General features: G+C 43.6%; 20 protein-coding genes and 1 tRNA gene. 16 read left to right on the plus strand and 5 right to left on the minus strand.

Annotation, left to right across the window (positions count from 1 at the left end):
- Positions 1-91: 91 nt before the first annotated feature.
- Positions 92-165: transfer RNA gene (locus tag ABIC84_RS25430), tRNA-Met, on the minus strand.
- A gap of 163 nt (positions 166-328) precedes the next feature.
- Between ABIC84_RS25430 and ABIC84_RS25435 the strand changes: the two genes are divergently transcribed.
- The 3 genes from ABIC84_RS25435 (at position 329) to ABIC84_RS25445 (ending at position 3,611) form a co-directional block, all read left to right on the plus strand.
- Entirely contained in the window at positions 329-709 is a 381-nt protein-coding gene (locus ABIC84_RS25435; protein WP_090534561.1) for an START-like domain-containing protein, read from the plus strand.
- A gap of 107 nt (positions 710-816) precedes the next feature.
- A complete protein-coding gene (locus tag ABIC84_RS25440) occupies positions 817-2,271 on the plus strand; it encodes an LptF/LptG family permease (protein WP_429265398.1) in 1,455 nt (484 codons plus the stop codon).
- 134 nt (positions 2,272-2,405) lie between these two features.
- Positions 2,406-3,611 (plus strand): bifunctional 3,4-dihydroxy-2-butanone-4-phosphate synthase/GTP cyclohydrolase II, encoded by a 1,206-nt coding sequence (locus ABIC84_RS25445; protein ID WP_429265399.1) that lies wholly within the window; start codon positions 2,406-2,408, stop codon positions 3,609-3,611.
- A 134-nt stretch (positions 3,612-3,745) separates the two neighbouring features.
- Here the strand turns inward: ABIC84_RS25445 and ABIC84_RS25450 are convergent, their stop codons facing one another.
- Positions 3,746-8,176 carry a translocation/assembly module TamB domain-containing protein gene (locus ABIC84_RS25450; RefSeq protein WP_429265400.1) on the minus strand — a complete coding sequence of 1,477 codons (4,431 nt, stop codon included), beginning with the start codon at positions 8,174-8,176 and terminating at the stop codon, positions 3,746-3,748.
- Between the two features lie 186 nt (positions 8,177-8,362).
- Here ABIC84_RS25450 and tsaD point away from each other — a divergent pair, with 186 nt between their 5' ends.
- Positions 8,363-9,364 carry a tRNA (adenosine(37)-N6)-threonylcarbamoyltransferase complex transferase subunit TsaD gene (tsaD, locus tag ABIC84_RS25455; RefSeq protein ID WP_426582599.1) on the plus strand — a complete coding sequence of 334 codons (1,002 nt, stop codon included), beginning with the start codon at positions 8,363-8,365 and terminating at the stop codon, positions 9,362-9,364.
- A gap of 77 nt (positions 9,365-9,441) precedes the next feature.
- Entirely contained in the window at positions 9,442-9,627 is a 186-nt protein-coding gene (locus ABIC84_RS25460; RefSeq protein WP_091176516.1) for a hypothetical protein, read from the plus strand.
- 29 nt (positions 9,628-9,656) lie between these two features.
- Here the strand turns inward: ABIC84_RS25460 and ABIC84_RS25465 are convergent, their stop codons facing one another.
- Entirely contained in the window at positions 9,657-9,983 is a 327-nt protein-coding gene (locus ABIC84_RS25465) for an MmcQ/YjbR family DNA-binding protein (protein WP_426582596.1), read from the minus strand.
- Positions 9,984-10,087: 104 nt separating this feature from the next.
- Between ABIC84_RS25465 and ABIC84_RS25470 the strand changes: the two genes are divergently transcribed.
- The 11 genes from ABIC84_RS25470 (at position 10,088) to ABIC84_RS25520 (ending at position 20,959) form a co-directional block, all read left to right on the plus strand.
- Positions 10,088-10,702 (plus strand): class I SAM-dependent methyltransferase, encoded by a 615-nt coding sequence (locus ABIC84_RS25470; RefSeq protein WP_426582594.1) that lies wholly within the window; start codon positions 10,088-10,090, stop codon positions 10,700-10,702.
- Between the two features lie 175 nt (positions 10,703-10,877).
- Positions 10,878-11,441: an adenylyl-sulfate kinase gene (locus ABIC84_RS25475; RefSeq protein ID WP_426582592.1), complete on the plus strand. Its 564-nt coding sequence runs from the start codon at positions 10,878-10,880 to the stop codon at positions 11,439-11,441.
- Positions 11,442-11,448: 7 nt separating this feature from the next.
- Entirely contained in the window at positions 11,449-12,327 is an 879-nt protein-coding gene (locus ABIC84_RS25480) for a sulfotransferase (RefSeq protein WP_429265401.1), read from the plus strand.
- Between the two features lie 223 nt (positions 12,328-12,550).
- Positions 12,551-12,721, plus strand: coding sequence for a hypothetical protein (locus ABIC84_RS25485; RefSeq protein ID WP_429265402.1), 171 nt, complete (start codon positions 12,551-12,553; stop codon positions 12,719-12,721).
- A gap of 28 nt (positions 12,722-12,749) precedes the next feature.
- The gene (locus tag ABIC84_RS25490; protein ID WP_429265403.1) at positions 12,750-15,197 is read left to right on the plus strand and encodes a TonB-dependent receptor domain-containing protein; all 2,448 of its coding nucleotides are present in this window, start codon (positions 12,750-12,752) and stop codon (positions 15,195-15,197) included.
- 131 nt (positions 15,198-15,328) lie between these two features.
- Positions 15,329-16,009, plus strand: a complete 681-nt coding sequence (locus ABIC84_RS25495) for a porin family protein (protein ID WP_429265404.1) — start codon at positions 15,329-15,331, stop codon at positions 16,007-16,009.
- A 120-nt stretch (positions 16,010-16,129) separates the two neighbouring features.
- Positions 16,130-17,089 carry a zinc-dependent alcohol dehydrogenase family protein gene (locus ABIC84_RS25500; protein WP_426582586.1) on the plus strand — a complete coding sequence of 320 codons (960 nt, stop codon included), beginning with the start codon at positions 16,130-16,132 and terminating at the stop codon, positions 17,087-17,089.
- Between the two features lie 86 nt (positions 17,090-17,175).
- Entirely contained in the window at positions 17,176-18,009 is an 834-nt protein-coding gene (locus tag ABIC84_RS25505) for a universal stress protein (RefSeq protein ID WP_429265405.1), read from the plus strand.
- Between the two features lie 247 nt (positions 18,010-18,256).
- On the plus strand, positions 18,257-19,744 hold the full coding sequence (locus ABIC84_RS25510; protein WP_429265406.1) for an alpha-amylase: 1,488 nt from the start codon (positions 18,257-18,259) through the stop codon (positions 19,742-19,744).
- 57 nt (positions 19,745-19,801) lie between these two features.
- Positions 19,802-20,101 (plus strand): GNAT family N-acetyltransferase, encoded by a 300-nt coding sequence (locus tag ABIC84_RS25515; protein ID WP_090534590.1) that lies wholly within the window; start codon positions 19,802-19,804, stop codon positions 20,099-20,101.
- Positions 20,102-20,104: 3 nt separating this feature from the next.
- Positions 20,105-20,959, plus strand: a complete 855-nt coding sequence (locus ABIC84_RS25520) for an NAD-dependent epimerase/dehydratase family protein (protein ID WP_429265407.1) — start codon at positions 20,105-20,107, stop codon at positions 20,957-20,959.
- Between the two features lie 68 nt (positions 20,960-21,027).
- Here ABIC84_RS25520 and ABIC84_RS25525 read toward each other — a convergent pair whose 3' ends face one another.
- Both ABIC84_RS25525 and ABIC84_RS25530 read right to left on the minus strand, forming a co-directional pair.
- A complete protein-coding gene (locus ABIC84_RS25525) occupies positions 21,028-21,795 on the minus strand; it encodes an SDR family NAD(P)-dependent oxidoreductase (RefSeq protein WP_429265408.1) in 768 nt (255 codons plus the stop codon).
- 144 nt (positions 21,796-21,939) lie between these two features.
- The gene (locus tag ABIC84_RS25530; RefSeq protein ID WP_429265409.1) at positions 21,940-23,655 is read right to left on the minus strand and encodes an IlvD/Edd family dehydratase; all 1,716 of its coding nucleotides are present in this window, start codon (positions 23,653-23,655) and stop codon (positions 21,940-21,942) included.
- Between the last annotated feature and the right edge of the window lie 435 nt (positions 23,656-24,090).

Below are 24,090 nucleotides of genomic sequence, written 5' to 3' on the forward strand. Positions count from 1 at the left end.
GAATTAGTAAAGCTCGGATTGTAATTGTCTGCCTTATAGATTTTTATTAGCATAAAAAAAGGAAACGGCCACAGGGTGGTGTTTCCTTAAGTAGCGGGGAGCAGGATCGAACTGCCGACCTTAGGGTTATGAATCCTACGCTCTAACCATCTGAGCTACCCCGCCGTTTTTATTTTTATGGCTCTTTTTGTGGTTAATAAAAAGAGTGGCTTTGCTATAAAACAAATGGCCGTCCCTAAAAAGGTTTGCAAATATAGTAGAAATTCGTTTTCTTTAGAAAAAATGTTTCACATTTACTTTTGTTCCTGTTTTTTTAAGTGTAAACCGAATGTCCGAAAAGAAAAAATTTACCATTGAGTACGAGATTAAGTCATCTCCGCGTATCCTGTTCAGCTTCTTAAGCGAGCCTAATGGCTTGTCTCAATGGTTTGCCGATGAGGTTAATATTCGTGACCATGTTTATACTTTTACATGGGATGACGAATCGCAAAAAGCCAAACTTTGTTCAGTTAAGGAAAACAGATCCGTACGTTTTAAATGGCTCGATGATGATGCCCAGTATTATTTTGAAATGGAAATAATGCAGGATGAACTTACCAATGATGTAGCCCTGGCCATTACTGATTTTGCCACCGAAGATGCCATTACAGAACGAAAGCAGATCTGGGATAACTCTATCGATTACCTCATAAGTGTATTGGGCGCCTGATAAAACTTTATTTTAGCTAATTTTGTACGCTGAACTGGTTTTGCACGTTAAAGGGTTTTAACTGTGCGGCTAACTGGTTTTGCCCCTGTTAATTGCAAATAGCACTAATGAAGAAGATTCACCTTTTACTCCTTAAATCATTTATAAGGCCTTTTTTGGTTACGCTTTTCATCGTGATGTTTGTGTTGTTGATGTTGTTTTTGTTTAAATACATCGATGACCTTATTGGCAAGGGCTTTGCCTGGTATACCATCCTGGAGCTCATGTTGTATAATTCGGCCACCAATGTTCAAATGGCCCTCCCGTTGTCCATCCTGCTTTCAACCATTATGACTTACGGTGCGCTTGGTGAAAATTATGAGCTGGTAGCAATTAAGGCGGCCGGTATTTCATTAAAACGGGCTATGTACCCTATGATCGTCATCATTACAATCCTTAGTATCGCGGCGTTCTTTTTTTCGGATTATATGCTGCCGGTGGCCAACCTTAAATATTATTCGCTGTTGTATGATGCCCGGAAACAAAAATCGGCCGATTTACTGCCCGAGGGGGTGTTCAGTACCAGTTTTCCCGGCTATACCATCCGTGTAAAACGTAAGGATCCCGATGGTCAGCGTTTGTATGATATCATGATCTATCAAAAAAGCCCGAATGGTGATAATAACAATTCAGTAATTCTGGCCCGCGAAGGCACCATGTTCCGTACCATGGGCGATAAATACCTGGTATTGCGTTTAAAAGATGGGGTGCGATATGAAGAAACCGCTTCCGAAAATGCCACATATAATACCCGGCAGCGTCTTTTACGCCAGCGTTTTAAGGAAACCGAAACCAAGTTTGATCTGTCGGCATTTAAGCTTACCCGTACCAATGAAAGCGAGTTTAAGCAGGCATCGCAAATGATGAACATTAAACAGCTGAGGCATTATCTCGATTCGTCGCAGCGTTCGGTGGATAGCAATGTGATGGTGAATTATAAACTGGTTACACCATACATTAAATACTATTCAATACCTGCGCAATCAAAGGTTATTAAAAAATATAAAGAGTTTGATCCTAAAAAAGATGTTTTTCAGGGCCTTACCTTATCCGAACAGCAAATGAGCCTCAACAGTGCCGCTTCCGAAATAAGGTCGATCAAGGATGTGATCAAGAACCGGAGCGACAGGTATAAAGGCGATTCGGAAGGCATCCGCAGGTATTTTGTAGAGTATCAAAAGAAATATAACCTTTCGGTAGCATGTTTGGTATTATTTTTAATCGGTGCGCCGCTGGGCTCCATCATCCGCAAAGGTGGTTTGGGCTTGCCGGTTGTAGTTTCGGTGGTATTTTTCCTGATTTACTATATCATTACCACTATTGGCGAAAAATCGGTTAAGGGCGGCGATATTAATAAGTACCTGGGCATGTGGATTTCTATTATCACGTTGCTGCCTATCGGTTTGTTCCTCTCTTATAAAGCGGCTACAGACTCCGCCCTGTTTGATATGGAGATTTATAAACGCTTTGTAAACCGTGTGGCGGCAAAGTTTAAGCCCAAGGCAACCCGCCACGGTCATTAACGGTATATTTAATAAACGCCATATTATAAAAGCATTATCATTTTACACAAGGCCGACCCAAGTCATAGTAATATGCGTTAAATTTGATTTAGATTAAACAAGCGTTTAGGCGCTGCCCAACAAGTAAGTATAGAATGTTAAACACCATACAGGAAGCGATTGAAGAAATCAAAGCAGGTAAAACAATTATCGTAGTTGATGACGAAGATCGTGAAAACGAGGGCGACTTTTTAACGGCCGCCCGCAATGCCACCCCCGAAACAATTAATTTTATGGTACGCCATGGCCGCGGCCTGGTTTGCGCCCCAATTACAGCGCAAAGGGCGCGCGAACTTGACTTGATGCCTATGGTAAGCCACAATACCACATCGCACGAAACTAATTTTACGGTTTCTGTCGATTTGCTTGGTCATGGCTGTACTACAGGTATTTCTGCAAGCGACAGGTCAAAAACCACACTTGCGCTGATCGATCCGGCTACTAAACCCGAAGACCTTGGTCGCCCGGGGCATATTTTCCCGCTGATAGCCAAGGATGGTGGTGTACTGCGCCGTACCGGGCATACAGAAGCTGCGATTGACCTGGCCGTTTTAGCCGGTTTTGAACCTGCCGGCGTTATCTGCGAGATTATGAAGGAAGACGGCGACATGGCCCGCCTGCCCGATCTGCTGGAGATAGCCAAAGAATTTAATCTTAAAATTGTATCTATCAGAGATTTGATCGCTTATCGCCTGGAGCATGAGTCGATGGTAAGACGTGAAGTGGCTGTTAAAATGCCTACCGAATGGGGCGATTTTGATATGATAGCTTATACCCAGGTTGATACCGGCGAAAATCACCTCGCTCTGGTAAAAGGAACCTGGGAGCCTGGTGAGCCTATTTTGGTCCGCGTGCATAGTTCATGCGTTACCGGCGACATATTTGGTTCATGCCGTTGCGATTGCGGTCCGCAGTTGCATAAAGCAATGGAGATGATCAGCAAGGAAGGTAAGGGTGCTATTGTTTATATGAACCAGGAAGGCCGGGGCATTGGCCTCATCAATAAATTGAGGGCCTATCATTTGCAGGAAAACGGTTATGATACTGTTGACGCTAACCTGAAGCTGGGCTTTAAGATGGATCAGCGCGATTATGGCATCGGTGCACAGATCCTGCGCAGCCTCGGTATCACCAAAATGCGTTTGATGAGCAATAACCCTAAGAAACGGGCAGGCCTTATCGGCTACGGTTTGGAAGTTGTTGAAAACGTACCTATCGAAATAGCGTCAAACCCTCACAACGAAGCTTACCTGCGCACCAAACGCGACAAGATGGACCATGCCATTATGCGGGATCATTGATCGTTATAAGCTGAAAGCCCAAAGCGAAATAAATAATTTATAGTAAAAGGCTTAAAGCGATCTGCTTTAAGCCTTTTACTATTCAATGTATTTGTGCAGGAAAGCTTTTGGCTTTTAGCTTTAAGCCTTCGGCTCTACTGGTCCTCATCTTCATCTGGCCTGGTTGCCGGAGTGGTAATTGACGATGGGATAGGAGCGGGGTTAACCGGCGCATTTTTGCGGCGGCCCTGTCTGAATATGTTCCGGATAAACTCGCCGAAGGTATCAAAGTCTCTCTGGTAAACCAAACCTAACCCGTTTACATACTGCGGCGCCAGCACGTCTGTAAGGCTGCTTAAGGTTACGTTGTTTAACGCCCTGTAAGAGTATCTTGCCGTTAGGTTGCCATCACGGCGTATCTTGTATAAGGCCTCAAAGTCTTTAGTGAGGCTGTTAAACCGTTGGTTAAACAGGTTGCTGTTGTTATTATTAAAAATATCATTTGAGCCATTGTTGCTGAACAAGCTTCCATTAAAGGTAAGCCTGTCGCCATAAAACCTAAACGATGCGCTTGCTTCATTTAATGAGCGAATGTTCAAATCAAAATATTTAATGTTCGATTGCGAAATCAGGCTGTTAAGCTTGTTAAATGCAAATTCGCTCACCGCTTCGCCGGCAGTGCCCAGCACCTGGTTGGTTAAGTTATTACTGTTTGATGTAAAGTTACGGCGAACAATAATGCTGATAGCCTGCTGGCTCCGGTTATTGGCATCGGCAAGGTAAGTTGACAGATCATCTTTAACCGAAGGATCGGTAGGGAAGTTAAAGTCAAAATCAATATTAGGCTGTAATAGAGATTTGGTCAGGATCAGCTCGGCTTGAACCAGCGTTTGCTGCCCCGAGGTAGGGGTTTGTAAACCCGCGGCAGTGTACAGCGGCGCCTTACTGGTACGCACCTCATACAGGGCTTTAAGGTTAATCTCGGCATTTGAGGGGTTACCTGTCCACCTGATGGTACCGCCCTGGCTTACTGTAAAGTTTTTACTGATAAAGTTTTTGGCAGTAAATTCAAACTTGCCCGATGATATCAAAAAGTCACCGTACATCTCAAAATCGCCCAGGCTGTTAATATTCAATTTTAAATTACGGGCTACGCCGCTGCCCTCAAGTTGTCCATAATCAGTAGCTATTTTTACAATAGTTTTTTCATCGGCGCTCAAATCAAAGTTTAGGGTAACACCATTAAAAGCACGCTCTTTGGCAACAACTTTGGCGGTATCACTATGGCTTACAAATTTGATGAAATCGTAATCATTGGCGGTTGATGAAGTATTGAGCGGGATATTGAAAACAGTACCGGCGTTGGTGCTTGCAGTAATATCAATCTTCATATTATCAACCGGGCCATTAAAGCTGAAAGTGCCTGTGCCATAAGCTGTACCATAATAAAGGTGATTGTCCTTGAATGTGGTATTCAGGGCCATCAGGTTATTGGCTTTAAGGGTTACATCAATATCCGGGTTGGATAGGTTATTGAGGTTTACGGTACCATTGGCGGTTCCGGTACCTTTGTGAATGTCTTTCAAAACCATATCCTTAATGCTGATAATGCTGTTATTGACATCCAGCTTATTATTAACCGTGTAAGCTGTTTTTAAATAATTAACGGTAAGGCCGGTATTAACAAGGGTAACGGTGCCATTAAGTTGCGGGTTTGAGGGCTTGCCGGTAAGTTTCAGGTCGGTTGAAACATGGCCTTTTATATCCGAAACAAGGTCTTTAACAAAAGGCTCAAATATAATGGCTTCGGTTTGGTTCATCTTGATATCAAAATCAAGGTTATCATCAGTCTCTTTGCCAAACGAGTAGGTGCCGCCAATGTTCATGGTTTCCAGCCCGCGGTTAATGATATTCATATTAACATCGGCTTGTTTACGGTCGTTACCAAGCGTGGTGGCCAGTTTCACATTACCTATCAGCGTTTTGTTCATGGTAAGTGAATCAATGGTTAAATGCGAATCGATGCCCGGAGATTTGAGCACCGAGGTTAGTTTAACATCGCCATCCAGGTAGCCCTTTAAGTTTACCCCCGAAGTACGCGTGAGCTGGTTAAACGTACGCATGTTAAACTTCTGGAACGACAGCTTTAATTCATCAGCAGGGTTATCGGATATAAAGCCATCGATAAATACTTTTTGCGGCCCGTTTGAAAGCTCAAAGCCCGATACCTGCGTTTTGCCATCCAATAAACGGATCCGTACCTGCTCCTGTATCTTCCATTTCTCTTTTTCCAGTATGATGTCTGATGGCAGCAGCTTCAGCTTGGCCGTAGTATCGCGGCCAAATTCAACCAGGCCGTAAAGGTCCAGCTGGTTAACAGCGTTTTTATCGGAGAGCTTAACGTTAAAGTTAAGGCTGTCGTTTTTCAGGAAGTTGGTAATGTTGATATCCTTGATAAAAAGACTGTCGGTTAGGTCAACCCTCCTCAGGGACACGTTGAGGCCCAGCAAACTATCGGTAGTGTTTTCGTCAATAATAAAATCATGGAAAACTGTTTTGCCGTATTTAAGCGTTTTAATATAGCCCGATAGCGTAGCTGTTTTCTTTTCCGAGTTAAACTGCCCAACAAAAGTTCCTTGCTCAGGAATTTTCAGATCGGGCAGGAAGATGGCTGTAAGCGGATCGAGGTTTTTAAGGTTCAGCGAAAAATCAAACTCCTCAGGCTTAGGCGGCACTATAGTTGTTTTTATGGAAGGGATATACTTTTTAACAATGGTTTTAAAATATGAAGGCAGGGTTGCAAGATCGTATTTGCCCTTGATGCTACCATCGGCAAAGTCAGATTTTAAAGCAATGGTGCGGTTATTACCCATGCCTTCGGCTGATAGAAACAGAGAATCAACGGCATAATTATTTCGTGGATTGACCACCCTTGCCGGCGAAAACAGGATGTTACCCTGCAAATTGGCCAGGTCATCGCCTTTAAACTGGGTTTTAAGCAGTGTGCTTACAGTCAAAGTATCTTTGGTAAAACCAAGCTTGTTCAGGTTAGCGTCTTTGATATCGGCAGTTAAATCATAAGTTGGCAAAGCGGGGTTAAGGTTAACCTTACCTTTAAGGTCAAGCTTTATGTTCCTGTCGTTTATGGTAATATGAGCGTTGGCCAGCCTGTTTATAAAACTGCCGTTAAGTGTAAGCCTGTTATAGGTGTAGTTATTATAGGTGATGGATGCGATTTTTGCATCCACTTTTTCAGTAAGGCTTTTCAGCGCGTCGCCGCTGCCCTGTATGTTTGAAGTAAAGGTGGCCCTGCCCAAATCGCTTTGATCAAGCAGGGTGCCCAGGTCAAAAGCATAGGCGTTAACCCTGCCGCTGTAGCTTGGGCGGTCATTTTTATCAATTTTAAGGTTGATGTCTGAATCAAAACGACCGAGTGCAGTTTTAAAAATACCATAGGCAACAAAATCATTCTGCGAGCCGGTAAACCTGCCGGTAAAATTAAAGTTGCCGAATTTGGAAAGTATGGCCGGAGCCTTTTCTGTAGGCGTTCCCGAAAAATGGCTGATCAGGTAATCAAGGTCTTTTTTGTTGGAGGCAACCTGGTCAAATTTTAGCTCAAGGAATGCGTTATCCCAATCGGTAAGGTTGTGCAGGTTAAAATCGCCTTTAACAAAAGTGGCCTGCCCGCCGGTAATGGTCACTTTTTTGGCTTTGAGGTTGTTCACATAACCTTTGGCTTGCCCGTCAATACCCAAATCAAAACTCACTTTTTTTAATGAACTGGTAAAGTAGGCGATATCCGATGACGAAATGCGTGACGATTTAAAGCTGGCATCCATGTGTACCTTATTTTCAAAATCGTCAAAATCATCAAACGATTTAAACTTCATCCTGAAATAATCCTTTAGGTCTGATCGGGGCGTTTGAATGGCCAGGTGCTTCAGCATGATCTGGTTGGTATCGATCGTAGCATCCGATGCGAAGTGTTTTACCGTAAAGCCGCTTTTTTCATGCAGGCTTAAGCTTTTTATATTAGCTTTAAACAGGTGGTTCTTTAAATCCATACCCTGTATCAGCGTGCTGAAATGCTGCACATCCAGGTCGTTAAAGTTAACCCCGGCTATTACTGTATCGCGCAGGCTGTTCTTGTACCTGAAATGAAAGTTATTAATAGCGATGGTGCCAAAATTTAGCGTCCAGGGTTTGTTTTGGGTTTTTTTGGTGGTATCCGCCGAATTAAAATAATCTATAACAAATTGCAGGTTGGTAGTACTGTCTTTTTGTTTTTTGAGATAGAAGGATCCATTATCCAGTTCGATATTGGAAAAGTTGATGGTACGGCGTTTAATACTTCTGAAAAGATAAAAACCCTCAATATCAACAGCTAATCGGGGTGTGCTTAGTAAAGTATCCTGTTTCTTATCCAAAATATAAAGCCCCTCAATTACCACCGAGCGAAATGGCCTCAGGTAAAGGCTTTTAATCCCAACCTTGGTTTTCAATTCGCCGGCAATGTAAGCTGCCGCTTTTTTGGCAGCCCAGGTTTGTACCGGCTTAAATTGAAACGTGAGCAAAAGTATGCTCAATGTCAATAAAATGAACAATACCAGGCCCAGGAATATTTTGAGTACTTTTTTAATAACTTTGCCTTTTATTTGGATTAAAGAGTAAATTCAAAACACATCAAATAGTTTTACCCTTTAGTCGATTTTTTAATAATTCAACAGCCTTAGTCTTTTTAAGACTTTTGACTTTAAACTTTTGACTTAAAAATGCCCGTAATTTTAGGAATCGAATCATCATGTGATGAAACCTCAGCTTCGGTTTGTGTTGATGGCGTGATCATGAGCAATGTTATTGCCAATCAAACCATACACGAGGCCTATGGAGGCGTGGTCCCGGAGTTAGCCTCAAGGGTTCATCAGCAAAATATTGTTCCGGCTGTTCAGCAGGCATTAATAAACGCAAAAGTAAGCAAAAATGATATTGATGCGGTAGCTTTTACACGCGGTCCCGGACTTTTAGGCTCTCTTTTAGTGGGCGTATCATTTGCCAAAGCTTTCGCACTGGCAAAAGGCATCCCGCTTATTGATATTAACCACATGCAGGCCCATATCCTGGCCCACTTTATCGGCGATAAAAATCCCTCGTTCCCTTTCCTTTGCCTTACCGTATCTGGCGGCCATACGCAAATTGTGCTGGTGAAGGATTATTTTGATATGGAGATCATAGGGCAAACCCTTGACGATGCCGCCGGCGAAGCTATGGATAAAACCAGTAAAATTTTAGGCTTGCCATATCCCGGCGGACCGCTCATTGATAAATATGCACGCCAGGGAAACCCTGATGCTTATAAGTTCCCGGAGCCGCAGATCCCGGGGTATGATTTTAGCTTTAGCGGGCTGAAAACCTCCATCCTGTATTTTATCCGTGATAACGTAGCTCAAAACACTGATTTTGTTAACCAGAACATGGCCGATATCTGTGCATCTGTAGAAAAACGGATCGCTACTATCTTGCTTAACAAACTGCAAAAAGCAGCGCAGGCATATGGCATAAAAGATATAGCTTTGGCGGGTGGCGTATCGGCCAATACAGGCTTGAGGTTAGGCCTGCAGGCAATGGCCGAAAAAAACGGGTGGAACAGCTTTATCCCTAAAATGGAATACTGTACGGATAACGCCGCCATGATTGCCATAGCCGGGTATCACAAATACCTTAAAGGCGAGTTTATAGGGCAGGAGGTTGCCCCGATGGCGAGGATGGCTTTTTAGATAATAGATCATAGTTCATGGATCATAGTTAATAGCTATTTGCTATGATCCATGAACTATGATCCCAGAATAACGATATGAACGCATCAGGATATATTTTTTACATTGTTTTTGTTATTCCGCTAATAGCTGCGATGGTTTGGCTTATGCGCCAGGACAAGAAAAAAGGGAAGATCGGACTTGTAGTGCTGGCGGTTTTAGTAGTAGGGGTTTTGATTTACGTTTATCTTAACCGCGACGCTTTGAACGGAGTAAGGCCCTAAGGAGGATAAGCCTGTTTGTTGATATCCAGCTACCCATTTGCTACCGTCTTTTCATATTCCCTGATCAGTTTTTTGGTAGCCCTTGCAAGGTACGCTGTTATTAACAGTTGCTTCAGGTCGCCGGGTGATACGGTTTCGAGGCGCACCAGCATGTATTTGTAATTTTGATAATGCGGCGTGATGAAAAAGGTATGCGGATCAAGCGTTATCCATTTTTCGCGCTCGGTGGTATAAATGGCCAGTTGCTCATGCTTTTCATGTATGTTGGCGAAGATCTTATCATTAACATAAAACGCAGGATGCTCAAAGTGCATTTTGGTGGTAACGCCCGGGAGCGGAAGCAATGTGCTTTTCATAAACTGCAGAAATATTTGCATATCGGTAGCCATACTTAAAGTTAATAAGTTTTCTCCATGGCATCCAATAAAACAGTAATTTCGGGTGCAAAACAGTATTGGCCATGAACAGCAGTAACCTCCGGAAATTATACGGCAATATCGATATCTATTTGTTCGATCAGTTATTGAAAGGGCGTTTTGATGATTGCCGTACTATACTTGACGCAGGCTGCGGCAACGGGCGAAACATACCTTATTTTTTGCAAAACGGTTTCAGCGTTTATGGTATTGATCAAAGCGAACATGCTGTTGAACTTTCTAAACGCTTATCGGCCGAGCTGTGTCCCGATCAGTCGCCTGATAACTTTAAACTGGCCGCTGTCGAAAATCTGCCTTTCGAAGACGAGCAGTTTGACCTGGTAATTTGCAGTGCCGTTTTACACTTTGCCAATGATGCCGAACATTTTGACAGCATGTTGCGTTCATTGTGGAGGGTACTAAAACCCGGCGGTTATTTTTTTGCAAGGCTGGCATCTGATATCGGTATAGAAACTTTAGTACGGCCCCTGGGTAATTACCGCTACCTGCTGCCCGATGGTTCAGAACGTTTTTTGGTAAACGAAGAGATCCTGCTTGAATATACCCGTGAACTGGGCGCGCAGCTTTATGAGCCTATAAAAACCACCAATGTGCAAAACCTGCGCTGTATGACAACCTGGTGCATGCAGAAGCAGTAACCATAATTAATTGCTGAAGTTTTCTCTCCGTCTACATCATTTTGCTGTTCATCGATACAATGTTGCCATGTATCGACACAGTAAGTGTTAACAGCAATTTTGTCCGAAATATTTGCGTTAAGCTTTCAATAACGGTTTACACAACAATTATTATTAATGCTTAACACACCACCTTATGATTATTCTGCTTTGCGGGTTATCCGGATCAGGTAAAACCACCCTTGCTCAAAATGTTAAAATGAGGTTATCTGATAATGATATCCCTATTGAAATTATTGATGCTGATGTATACCGTCAAAAGCTGTTCCCTAACCTGGGTTACACTAAGGAAGATCGCTTTGAAAACATCCGCAGGCTGGGGTTTATCGCCGGTAAATTATCCGGGCATGGCGTGGTGACTATTATCAGCGCTATAAACCCGTACGATGTGATCCGCCGTGAACTGATAGCTACTTATCCTGATGTGAAGCTGATATATATTGATTGCCCGGTGAAAACATTAATTCAAAGGGACACCAAGGGTTTATACAAACGTGCGTTACTGCCCGAAGGACATCCCGATAAAGTAACTAACCTAAGCGGTGTTAATGATCCTTTCCAGATCCCGTCATCGCCTGATTTGTATATCAACACCCATATTACCAGGCGGACTGAGGCAACCGAAATGTTGGCAGGTTTTATTCTTGATAACTATCAGCAGGTGCAAATTAAGCAATTACAGCCAGCCGGCCGCTATTAACCAAGCTATGATCAATACAACAGTTAAATTCATACCCCGGCAAACGTTAATTATTGCGGGGATGCACCGTTCGGGCACATCGCTTATAACCAACTGGTTAAACCGCTGCGGCCTGCAAATCGGCGAACGCTTATGCGGCAGCGGTACTGGCAATGTTGATGGCCACTTTGAAGATCTGGAGTTTTTGAAGCTCCATGAAGAGATCCTTGATCGTAACAGTTTGGAAGTATCGGGGTTAACAGATACCCGGAATATTGAGGTGCCGCTTTACCAACTTGAAAAGATGAGGGCGGTAATTGGCATTAAACAGCAGCTTTATGAGCAATGGGCCTGGAAAGACCCGCGCACCTGCCTTTTTTTGGATACTTATGCCAAGCTGTTGCCAGGCGCCAGGTACCTGGTAGTTTTGCGTAATTACCAATCGGTGGTTAGTTCATTACTCAGGCGCGATTTTGTATCCGTTGATCAAAAGTATATGGCCCGTAATTATATTCAGCGCCAGGTGTGGACTCATTTCAGACGGCCACGCAGGTTGAAAGCATTTTACCACGACCATGCCGAAAGCTATTTAAAAGTATGGATTAATTACAATGAAGCAATATTGAACATGCTTAAAAAGCTGCAGCCCGATGATTACCTGGTAATTAACTATTCGCAATTGCTTGAAAACGACAGCGAAGTTTTTTCGTTTTTAACCGGCAAATGGAAATTTGCACTCAATTATTTCGATTTTAAGGACGTGTACAAACAGGAGTTAATGAACAAAGCAGACGATATCAGCGAATTTGTTACCGATAAAACACTGCTGATAAAAGCAACCTACCTGCTTAAACGTTTGGGCAGCTATATGCGGGGCAGTGAAAGTTTTCCGGGGAGGGAGGAGTAGTTTTTAAGGGATAGATTTTAAATTGCCAGACCTGGTTAATAACACCATTTCAGTACCTCAATTACTCATTACTTTCAAGCCCCAGATAAAACTCACTGTTTTAAAACATTATAGTTTGCTTTACGTGGACAATATAACTGGCGATACGCATACCCGCGGGAAGGGGGCAAATTGCTGCGCTTGCAAATGGCTTCAGAATTAATTATACACGTCCCGCCCCGCCATGATTGATGAGCTAAGCGATGTAAACATCTTAGTAACTTTTGTACTGGCGGTCATGGCTCATAATGAGCATGATAAAATCTATTATAAAACCTTATTTGTAATTAATCTAAATAAATATAAATTTGCGCCGGTTCCGGGTATCTGGTACACTTTAGCTCCGGATCAATAATGCTGATCCTTTATTTTATTTAGTAAATATGCATTTTACACTTACTTCTATTCTTGCTTCCGGTAAGCCGGCCGTAACAAATATCTCTTCAAATCTCAAAGTAGTATTCAAAATAGCTTTTAGTATTATACTGGCGATACTGTTTGTAAATCGTAATGCAACTGCACAAACTGGCACAGGAACTATAAAAGGTACCGTGAAAACCGCTGATGGTAAGGCTGCTGAGTATGTCAACATTGTTTTAACCAATACTAAGTTTGGTACTACTGCCGGACAAAGCGGCCATTTTACTATAAAAAATGTTCCCGCAGGTACATACACTGTTGTTGCAAGCTTTATTGGCCTGGCATCTCAAACCAAAGAGGTTACTGTAATTGCAGGCGAAACTGCCACTGTAAACTTTGTTTTAACCGAAGGGGCAAAAGACCTGCAGGAGGTTTATGTTAAAAGCGCCAGGCACAACAAATTCCTGAAGAAAGAAACTGAAGATGTTGCCCGCCTGCCACTGAAAAACCTTGAAAACCCGCAGGTATACAGTGTGGTTACCAGCGAACTGATGAAAGAGCAGATTGTAACCAGTTATGCAGATGGTTTTAAAAATATCCCGGGTACGGGTGTGCCATTAGTATATAATAACGGGCGTACTACCTTGTTATCAAGAGGTTTTGTTACCGGCAACTTTATCCGTAACAGCGTGGCGGGGTATAATTTTAATAGTATCGATCCTGCCGATATTGAAAAGATAGAAGCTATAAAAGGCCCTACGGGTACGCTGTTCAATAGCAGCCTGGCTTCATTCGGTGGTTTATTTAACCGCGTTACCAAACAACCTAATGAAACGCCGCGTACCGAAATCGCTTATCAAACAGGCAGCTTCGATCTCAACCGCCTTACAGCTGATGTTAACATGCCTTTAAATAAGGACAAAACCGTATTGTTTCGCGTTAACGCTGCGCTGCACAATGAGCACAGTTTCCAGGACGCGGGCTTTAACCGCGGTTTTTTTGTCGCCCCCAGCATAACCTACATCGTTAATGATCGTTTATCGGTTGATGTTGACGCCGAAATAGGTAACTCGAACGCCACTTCGGCCTACAGGCTTGCCCCGGATATCAAAGGAAAGACCTATAATGTTAAGGATCTCGGCATCGACTATAAACGTTCTTTCGGTAACAATAGCGTTGATTACCTGAGCAGGCAAATTGATCTTTATTCATTGATCAATTACAAAATTTCGGATCACTGGAAATCGCAAACCATGTTCAATAAAACTTTTTCGACTACAAAGGGCATGGTGACCGCATTTACCCTTGTCGATAGTAGCAAGCAGATAAAACGGCAGGTTACCCAGGAAGATTATCCTTATTATATCACCAACGTACAGCAAAATTTTATAGGCGATTTTAAAATCGGTCAGTTCCGTAACCGCATTGTTGCAGGTTTGGAGTATTACAATCAAAAAAGCAATAATACCAACGTTACCGTAAGCACACCGGCAATAAGTTATCTTGACCCGGGAGCAGCTTATAATAGTTTTACGGCAGACAAAGTTTCGGCACTTGTAGCCGCCGCCGCTCCCAAGCCCGGCGATTATGTTCAAAACAATCAAAGTTCATATGCGGCCTATGTATCGGATGTGTTTAATATTACCGAACGCCTGAATGCCATGGCCAGCATCCGTATCGACAGGTTTGTTAACAAAGGCGCTTACACACCCGCCGATGGCAAAACCACCGGCAATTTCAGTCAAACGGCATGGTCGCCCAAATTTGGTTTGGTTTACCAGGTAGTTAAAGACCAGGTATCGTTATTTGGTAATTATATGAATGGTTTTAATAATGCTACTCCTACAGCCACAAGCTTTGATAACTCAACTTTTAAACCCCAATATGCCAACCAATGGGAAGGTGGTATAAAGGCCGACATCTGGGATCATAAAATCAGCTCGACAGTTAGTTACTATAATATTTCTGTGACTAATACCATAATGGATGATCCGGCACATACTGGATTTATTACCCAGGCAGGCACCCAGTTAAGCAGGGGCATTGAGGCCGAAGTGATCGCCAATCCTTTGAGTGGCTTCAATATCGTCGCTGGTTTTGCTTATAACGACAGTAAAATTACTAATGCAGCCCCTGGTGCTGCCAGTATTCTGGGCTTGCGTCCGGCCAACTCCGGCCCGGCAACGTTGGCCAACTTATGGATGAGCTATCGCATTACCCACGGTAAAATTCAGGGTTTGGGTTTTGGAGTGGGTGGCAACTACGGAAGTGATTCATTCCAAACCAATACCGCCGCGTTTAAATTCACCATACCGTCATATACCACGGTTGATGCTACTGTATTTTATGATCAGCCTAAATACCGCATAGGCTTTAAGCTGGACAACCTGACTAACGAAAAATATTGGTCGTTCCGTTTGGCACCTCAAAATCCAACACGTGGTACATTAAGCATGAGCATTAAGTTTTAAAAATAATAGCATACAATTATAAAAGGCTTACCTCATTAAGGGTTAGCTTTTTTTATCGCTAAAATTTATTGTTGAATGTCGCATCCCGGTGCATTTTTTCGTATCCCTTCTAAACCATACTTTACACAAACATGAAATTACATTTGACCTTGTCGTCCCTGCTATTATTGGCATGTTTTAAATTGTCCGCACAAACAAACGCTATTCAAGTTGGCATCAGGGCAGGTGTAAGCAGCACCTGGTTATCCCGGACGCCCGGCACGGATGTGCAGATCCGCGATGCCGAAAAAAGCGCGTCTGGCTATTTCGCCGGAGCCTTTGCCAGCTTTAATATCAACAGGTTTTCGCTGCAGCCAGCTATTATTTTCAATTCATTAAGCAGTAAAACTACGGAAGAAGTTTTAAGCGGAGATATTGTTTACCGGATGTATGGCAAATGGCGTTTATATTATATCCAGGTGCCGGTTAACCTGGTTTATAACATCCCGGTTCATGGCGGCAAATTTTATCTGGGCGCCGGGCCATATATTGGTTGGGCTTTGTCAGGCAGGTTTACACCGGTAAGCAACGAATCACCGGGGCAATCATCTCCCGCCGACCGTAGCTTCAAAGCTAAATTTGGCAGTGATGACAGGAGCAATTTTAAATCTTTCGACTATGGAGCCAACATAGTCGCCGGCTTTGAGTTTGATAACGGTTTAATGATTAATGCAATTTATAATTTAGGGCTTGCCAATATCGAGGTTGGTAATTACCCGTACAAGAAAACCAGGACCCGGAACCTTGGCATTGCCTTGGGGTATAAATTTTAGTGAAGCTTTTTAGCTCAATTTTGCAAACCAGGCCTGTCAACATGCTTGTTTTACCTATACTCCTTGCGGCAGATGTTAACCTCATTCAAAACTTTCATAGCCGAAATTTGTATTTCAACTATGAAAGCATTGGTTTTTGAGCAGGCAGGCAATGCCGCTGATGTGATACAACTGAAACATTTAGCCTACCCCAAACCGGCTTCCGGCCAGTTGCTCATCAGGGTGAAGGCCTGCCCTGTACACCCGGCCGACCTGCTTTTTATTGCAGGAAAATACCGCTATCAGCCAGTGCTGCCCCAAATAGCGGGACTGGAAGGCGCTGGTTATGTTGAAGAAGCCGGGCATGACAGCATTATCCCCAAAGGCAGCCTGGTAGCTTTTAGCAAAATAGGGGCATGGGCGCAATATGTGGTAGTTGACGAGCAGGACGTGGTATTATTGCCCGATACCTTCCCCTTAGCAAAAGCCGCGCAATTATTACTCAATTCGTACACCGCATATGGTTTAATAGAGGAAGCAAAAGTTAAAAGCGGCGATTGGCTGCTGCTTACCGCGGGCCATTCCACAGTATCGCGCATAGTGATACAGCTTGCCGCCGAAAAAGGTATTTGTGTTATAGCCACAGTACGCGATGAGGCGCAAAAGCAAGAGTTATTAGCTTTAAAAGCCGAGGAAGTAATAGTTCCTGAACCCGGTAAGCTTAAACAGGTTATTGATGAAATTACCAAAGGCAAGGGCATCAAAGCCGCACTTGACGCGGTAGGCGGGGAGCTGGCTACTGAAATAATATCCTCATTATCGCCCGGAGGACACCTTATTGTTTATGGTTTGCTTGATCCACAGCCGGCTGCCTACCTCAACGCCGAAGTCGTTTTTAAAAACCTGGTCATTAAAGGTTTTGGTGTGAGGGGATACGTGGCAGGGCTTTCGCTCGAAGAAAAAACTCAGATGATCAGTCATTTAGTACATTCCATTGGCAGGACCGAATTTCAACTTGCGGCATCGGCAACTTATACAGTTGATGAGTTTGCGCAGGCTTTTGCTTATGATAAAGGGGGGAAGGTTTTATTAGCGTTTTAGCTATAAAATAGTTGTATTAAATAGTTAAACAAATCGTAAATTTAGCATTAAGCGCACTGGTCTCGTAAGTACCTAAATTGTTTGTTATGAAAACTATATTAATACCGGTAGATTTTTCCGACACCAATACCAATGCTATAAAATATGCAGCCGACATGGGTTGTGATATGCCGGTAAAGAAAATTATACTGCTCAAAAGTTATTATACATCGGTATATGAACAAATCCTTCCTTCGCCCGATTTTTTACTGATAAGCGCTGATGATATTGAAAATGAGCGGCAAAAAATAGAAGCTCAGCTTAAGGAGCTGATGAAAAAGCTGAAAAATCGATGTCACGAAAATATTGAGATAGAAACGGTAGTCAGCACTGAGCCTATCGTTAGGGCTATACACAATGTAGTTGAAGATCAGCACCCCGACCTGATGATAGTTGGCGGCGATATGGGGCATGAGTTAAGTATGATTGGCGAACAGATCATTGAAATAGCAAAAAGCAGTCCGGTAAAAGTATTGGTTATTCCGCCCGATTGTAATTATCAGAAAATAGAGCAGGCACTGGTACCCTGTGATCTGGAAGCCGTAGCCCGGCTCGGCGTTTTAAAGGGCCTTAACACGTCGCACAGCTGGCTTAACCCAAAGCTGATGCTTCTTTATGTCGATCCAAAGAAAAAACATATTGGCCGGGAGGCCGAATTTGAAGCATCGGTAAAACAACTGGTTAATTGTTATGAATGTAAGCTTCATTATTCGGAGGATAAAAATATTGTACGGGGCATACTCAATTTTGCTACAGAACAGCAGGTACAATTGATCATTGCCCTACCGGGCAAACACAGCTTTTTTTATAATTTAACCCACAGCAGCATAACCGAAGCTTTGTCTTTAAATGCCAGGCACCCGGTATTGATCCTTAAATAAGATTTCTAATCCGGAAATAACTCTAAATGTGTTAAAACGGGGGTATTACAGTGACCGTATCGGCGTGCTTATTGACGAAAGCGCTGTAATAAACCATTGCCAGGATAGTGCCATACAAAACATCCGCCAGATTCATGCCGGGTAAACAGGTTCATAATGATTTAACATCGAGGTTAAGCCGGGATAAAACCTTTCTGTTTATATTTAGTTAAGTAGTCATTTATAATTAGCTTACTTAATTAAAAGCATGGAAAATTTTACAATGCTGCAGTTTTTTGAATGGTATTACCCCGCCGGAGGCAGATTGTGGAATCAGTTAAAAAATGATGCAGAAAACCTGAAGAAAAAAGGGATCGATTCGGTATGGCTTCCGCCGGCTTATAAAGCGGCAAGCGGAGGGCTCTCGGCCGGGTATGATGTTTACGATATTTATGATCTTGGCGAGTTTGATCAGAAAGGTACAATCGCAACAAAATACGGCACCAAACAAGAATATCTCGATGCGATAGCTGCGGCGCAAAAAGCCCAGTTAAAGGTTTATGTTGATGTGGTGCTTAACCATATGGGCGGTGCTGATGAAATTGAAAAGGTGAATGCCCGCAAGGTTGACCCCGCCAACCGTAACGAGTTTATAAGCGAGGTTTACGAAATAGGCGCATATACCAAATTCACTTTCCCGGGCCGTAAAGGCAAATACTCTAAATTTATATGGGACTGGCAGTGCTTTTCGGGTATTGATTATGATGCCTATAAAAAGGAAACTGCCATATTTAGTATCCAGAACCAATATGGCGAGGGCTGGAAAGATGTACTTGACGACGAAAACGGCAATTTTGATTACCTTATGCTTTCAGACATTGACACCCGTAACCCAAGCGTACGGGACGAACTGAAAAAGTGGGGCAAATGGTATTTTAAAACCGCAAAATTTAATGGCTTCAGGCTTGATGCCATAAAACATATGGATCATGGCTTTTACAACGAATGGCTTGATTATATGCGCGACGAGTTTAAACATGAGTTTTTTACCGTTGGTGAGTACTGGGCTTTTGATTTGCCTAAACTGTTAGCATATATTGAAGCTACCGAAGGGCGCATGTCGCTTTTTGATACCCTGCTACATGATAACTTTCATCATGCCTCAAGGAGCGGAAAAGATTATGATCTTACTACCATTTTTGATAATACGCTCTTAAGTGTAAAACCCGAACTGGCAGTTACACTTGTTGAAAATCACGATACTCAACCGCTGCAATCGTTAGAGCAACCGGTAGAGCAATGGTTTAAGCCTTTGGCCTATGCGTTGATCCTGCTGCGTGAGGCCGGTTATCCCTGTGTTTTTTATGCCGATATGTATGGTTCAAAATATACCGACAAAGGTGGTGACGGCGAAGATCATGAAATAGAGCTGCCTGTAGTAACCGAACTGGAAACCATGCTTTATGTAAGGAAAAACATGGCCTACGGAACCCAGCGCGATTATTTTGACCACCCAAATTGTGTAGGCTGGACGCGTGAAGGCGATATAGATCACGAAGATTCAGGTTGTGCCGTAGTGATTTCAAATAGTGAGGATGGTTTTAAGGAAATGGAAATTGGAGCCGGGCATGCCGGTAAAGTTTTTGTGGACTATTTAAACAAACATGACGGCGAGGAAGTAGTGATCACCGCTGATGGCTGGGCCGAGTTTAAAGTAAAGGCTGGATCGGTATCGGTTTGGGGAATTAAGAAGTAATTTCTGTTAAACGGGGTGAACATTTTATACATTTGTTCACCCCGTAATATATACGCTATGAAATACGAAGAAATCCCCCTGGTAAATAATGAGGCCATCCACAATTTTGAATTGACTGTTGAAGGCTACCGTGCTTTTATCGACTACAAAAAAAAGGACGATAAAATTTATCTCATCCATACCGAAGTGCCGGTTGAGCTGGAAGGCAAAGGCGTGGCATCGGCCATTGTTGAAAAAACATTCAACTATATCGAACAGAATAACCTGAAACTAGTGCCGCTTTGTGTTTACGTGGCATCGTACCTGAAACGCCACCCCGAGTGGTCCCGGATATTGGCTATTGCGCCCGGTCATTAACTTATGCGCGTTTTAATAACAGGATCATCAGGAAGATTGGGCGCGGTTACAGTTAACCATCTTCGGATAAATGGGCACCAGGTTACCGGCATTGATATCATCCCGGCCGAAACTACCGATGAACTGATTGATATATTAAATAAAGCTGCTGTTTTAGCCATCGCAAAAAACACCGATGCAATTATTCATACTGCGGCCATCCACGGCAAACATTATGAGCTCAACTATCCCCGGGAAGCTTTCATTGATGTAAATATTTACGGCACGCTCAATTTGCTCAATGCCTGTATTGCTAATGGTGTTCAAAAAATGCTGTATACCAGTACTACATCTATTTATGGCGATGCGATGGTGGATGCTAACCAGGCTATTTGGGTTGATGAAGAACTGCCCATTAAACCACGCGATATTTACGACATCACCAAGCAAACGGCCGAGCAGCTTTGTAAAGATTTTTTTTACCGCGAAGGTTTGCAGGCATCGGTGTATAGAGTTGGCCGTTTCCTGCCCGAAACGGATAACCTCAAACTAAATCACCGCCTGTACCGCGGCCTCGATGAACGCGATGGGGCCGAAGGCCTTCGCTTAGCATTAGAGCAAACTTTTTCCGAGTTTGAGATCTTTAACATTACCAGTAGTTCTCTTTTTAAAAAGGATGAGCTTATACAATTAAAACAGAACCCTCTCGAAGCAATAAGAAAGCATTATCCTCAGGCTGAAACTGTTTATCTATCAAAAGGCTGGGAGTTCCCAAAAAGTATCGACCGGGTTTATGTGAGCGAAAAGGCTAAACGGTATTTTGGTTACGAACCAAAGTTTACATTTGATTATCTGTTGAATAACCTTATAGCTCGTTAAAACTTCGCAAGTTTTAATCCAAAGAAAGGAAACCACTCACTTATCAACCTAATCAACCATTCACTACACTAATAAGGAGAAGTACTAACCGCCGTCCACCCCCCATCAACTACCAAATTTTGACCGGTAATGTGCCTTGCATCTGGCGAAACCAAAAACAACACCGCGTTTGCCACATCTTCAACAGTTGCGGCGCGACCCATAGGGGTAATGCGGGCCCAGGTTTTTTGATAACCGGCATCTTCCAGGGTACGTTCGGTTAGGGTGGCGCCGGGAGCAACGGTATTCACGGTAATTTGATGCTGCGATAGTTCAACTACCAGGCTTTTGGCCAGCATTTCGAGGGCTGCTTTAGTCATACCGTAAGCGGCAAGATCCTGATGGGCCTGATGCCCCGTAACCGAGGACATGAACAGGATGCTGCCGCCGCTTTTTTGTTTCACAATTTGCCTGGCTGCCCTTTGCGCTAAAAAGAAACTGCCCTGCAAATTAACATTCATTACACTTTGCAGGGATTGGGCAGGGTAATTCAAAAAATCGCCAAACAAAGTGATCCCAGCATTGGCAACGGCAATGGTAAGTTTGCCATAACGCTGTACCGCTTCATCAACCATTTGCTGTATAAAATCAATGTCCGAAGCATCGCCGGCTATCGGGTAACAATTACCGCCGAGCCCGTTAATGGTACCGGATGCCTGAACAGCCAGTTCCTCACTCAAATCGTTCAATAATACATCCGCACCGGCAAGACTTAGCTGTTTTGCTATTTCAAAACCTATCCCTTGCCCGGCACCGGTTACTATAGCTACCTGTCCGCTAAATTTATCAGTTATCATTTTTTAGGTTGATGGTTGGTTAACTAATTGCTGGTTGTCATGGGTAGCATGTCGAAGCATGGTGGGCGGGCCTCTGCGCGCGAGTCTTCGACAGGCTCAGACTGACCGGCCCTCGCTCAAAGCTTATTTGTTATTTTGTCTCTCTCAATGCGAATCCCTTAAAACCTCACTCCCCGAGCCCCCTCTTAAAAAGTCAAGATCAGCCCCAAGATGGGCTTGCTCTACATGCGTTTGATATAAATAAGTGTATCCCCGTTTGCTGATATTGTTATTTAATGCCAGCTTTGATTTTCTTTCGGCAATTTCTTCATTACTAACCTCAAGGTGCAGTGTACCGGCGGGTACATCAAGTTTAATCATGTCGCCATCCTGCACTACGGCCAGCGTTCCGCCGATTGCCGCCTCGGGCGAGACGTGCAGCACTACCGTGCCAAAGCCCGTACCGCTCATCCGCCCGTCGGAGATGCGTACCATATCGGTAATGCCCTGGTCGGCCAGTTTTTTGGGGATCAGCATATTGCCTACTTCAGGCATACCGGGGTAGCCTTTTGGGCCTGCATTTTTCAATACCAGAACGCTGTTTTTATCCACATCCAATGCCAGGTCATTGATGCGATGATTAAAATCCTCTATATTTTCAAATACAACGGCCTTACCGGTATGCTGCATTAAGCCCGGGCTTGCCGCCGACGGTTTCATCACTGCTCCATTTTCGCAAAGGTTACCTTTAAGTACCGTTATACCCGCTGTTGGGTTAAAAGGATTATCAACCGGCGCTATCAGTTCGCGGTTAAAACATTCGCTGTTTTCATAATTACGTAATATAGGGTGGCCGCTTACGGTTATAGTATCGCTGTTAAGTTGTTCATGAAGCTCTTTCATTAAAGCCGGTAAACCACCAGCATAATAAAAATCCTCCATAAAATATTTACCCGAGGGCTGCAGATTGGCCAGTAAGGGTATTTTGCGGGATGATGTATTGAAATCATCCATACTTAAATCAACCCCTATGCGGCCTGCTATGGCCAGCAGGTGAATAATAAAATTGGTAGAGCCGCCAATAGCCGCATTAACGGTGATGGCATTTTCAAAAGCCTCCCGGGTCAGGATGTCTGAAGGTTTCAGATCTTCATGCACCATATCAACAATGCGATTGCCCGATAGGTGCGCTAATACTTTACGACGAGAGTCGGCCGCGGGGATAGCCGCATTCTCTGCCAGTGAAAGTCCCAGCGATTCGACCATGCAGGCCATTGTTGATGCCGTGCCCATTACCGCGCAATGCCCCTGGCTGCGGGCCATGCAGGCCTCGGCAGTATAAAGGTCTTCATCGTTCATTTGCCCGGTTTGATGATCGGCGAAAAAGCGCCAGATATCCGATGTGCCGATATCCCGGCCCCGGTATTTACCTGTCAACATGGCCCCGCCCGATACTACTATGGTTGGAATATTTACGCTGCAGGCTCCCATTACCAGTGCCGGCGTGGTTTTATCGCAGCCGCAAAGCAGCACCACGCCATCAAGCGGATTTGCACGGATACTCTCTTCAACATCCATACTTACCAGGTTTCGGTACAGCATGGCAGTAGGTTTAACCAAAGTTTCGCCTAATGACATCACCGGGAATTCAACGGGATATCCACCGGCTTCATAAATGCCGTTTTTTATAGATTGGGCTAATTCCCGGAAATGGGCATTGCAGGGTGTAAGCTCCGACCATGTATTGCAGATGCCAATCACCGGCTTCCCCTGCAACTGATGTGCCGGGATGCCCTGGTTTTTCATCCAGGCGCGGTATATGAAGCCATCCTTGCCTTTTTTACCAAACCATTGCCGGCTCCGTAGCGGTTTTTCCTCCATTATATAAGATGTGTTGTGTTTTGAATTGGTTGTTTAACAAATATAGATTTCTATAAATCGTTTTAGGCATTGTAAATGAAAAGTTAGAGAAATAGTATGCCGGAGGTATGCAAGTCATTGTTGGGGGAGTTTCCGGCGGTTGTCTTCCTAAGTATATAGTAGAGGTTTGCGACTGGATAAGTTATCTATAGCCCGGATGTTGATGCCCCGTGATTTTTGTAAGTATTAATTGTGTGCTCAAAACAGCAAGCTGAATGCAGGCGTTGCCTCTGACCGGGCTATTCGCTCATACGCCTGCAGGCTTTACGCTCGTTGGCCGGTATCCGCTGCTATCCCTAATGCTGGTTTTCGAGGCTTGTATAAACTTTTTTGCCTGATGTATAGTATGTTAAGGAAACATTAAGGAAAATAGGTAGAAATAATTTGGAGAAGGCG

This window comes from Mucilaginibacter sp. 3215, from assembly GCF_050433785.1.
Lineage (GTDB): Bacteria > Bacteroidota > Bacteroidia > Sphingobacteriales > Sphingobacteriaceae > Mucilaginibacter.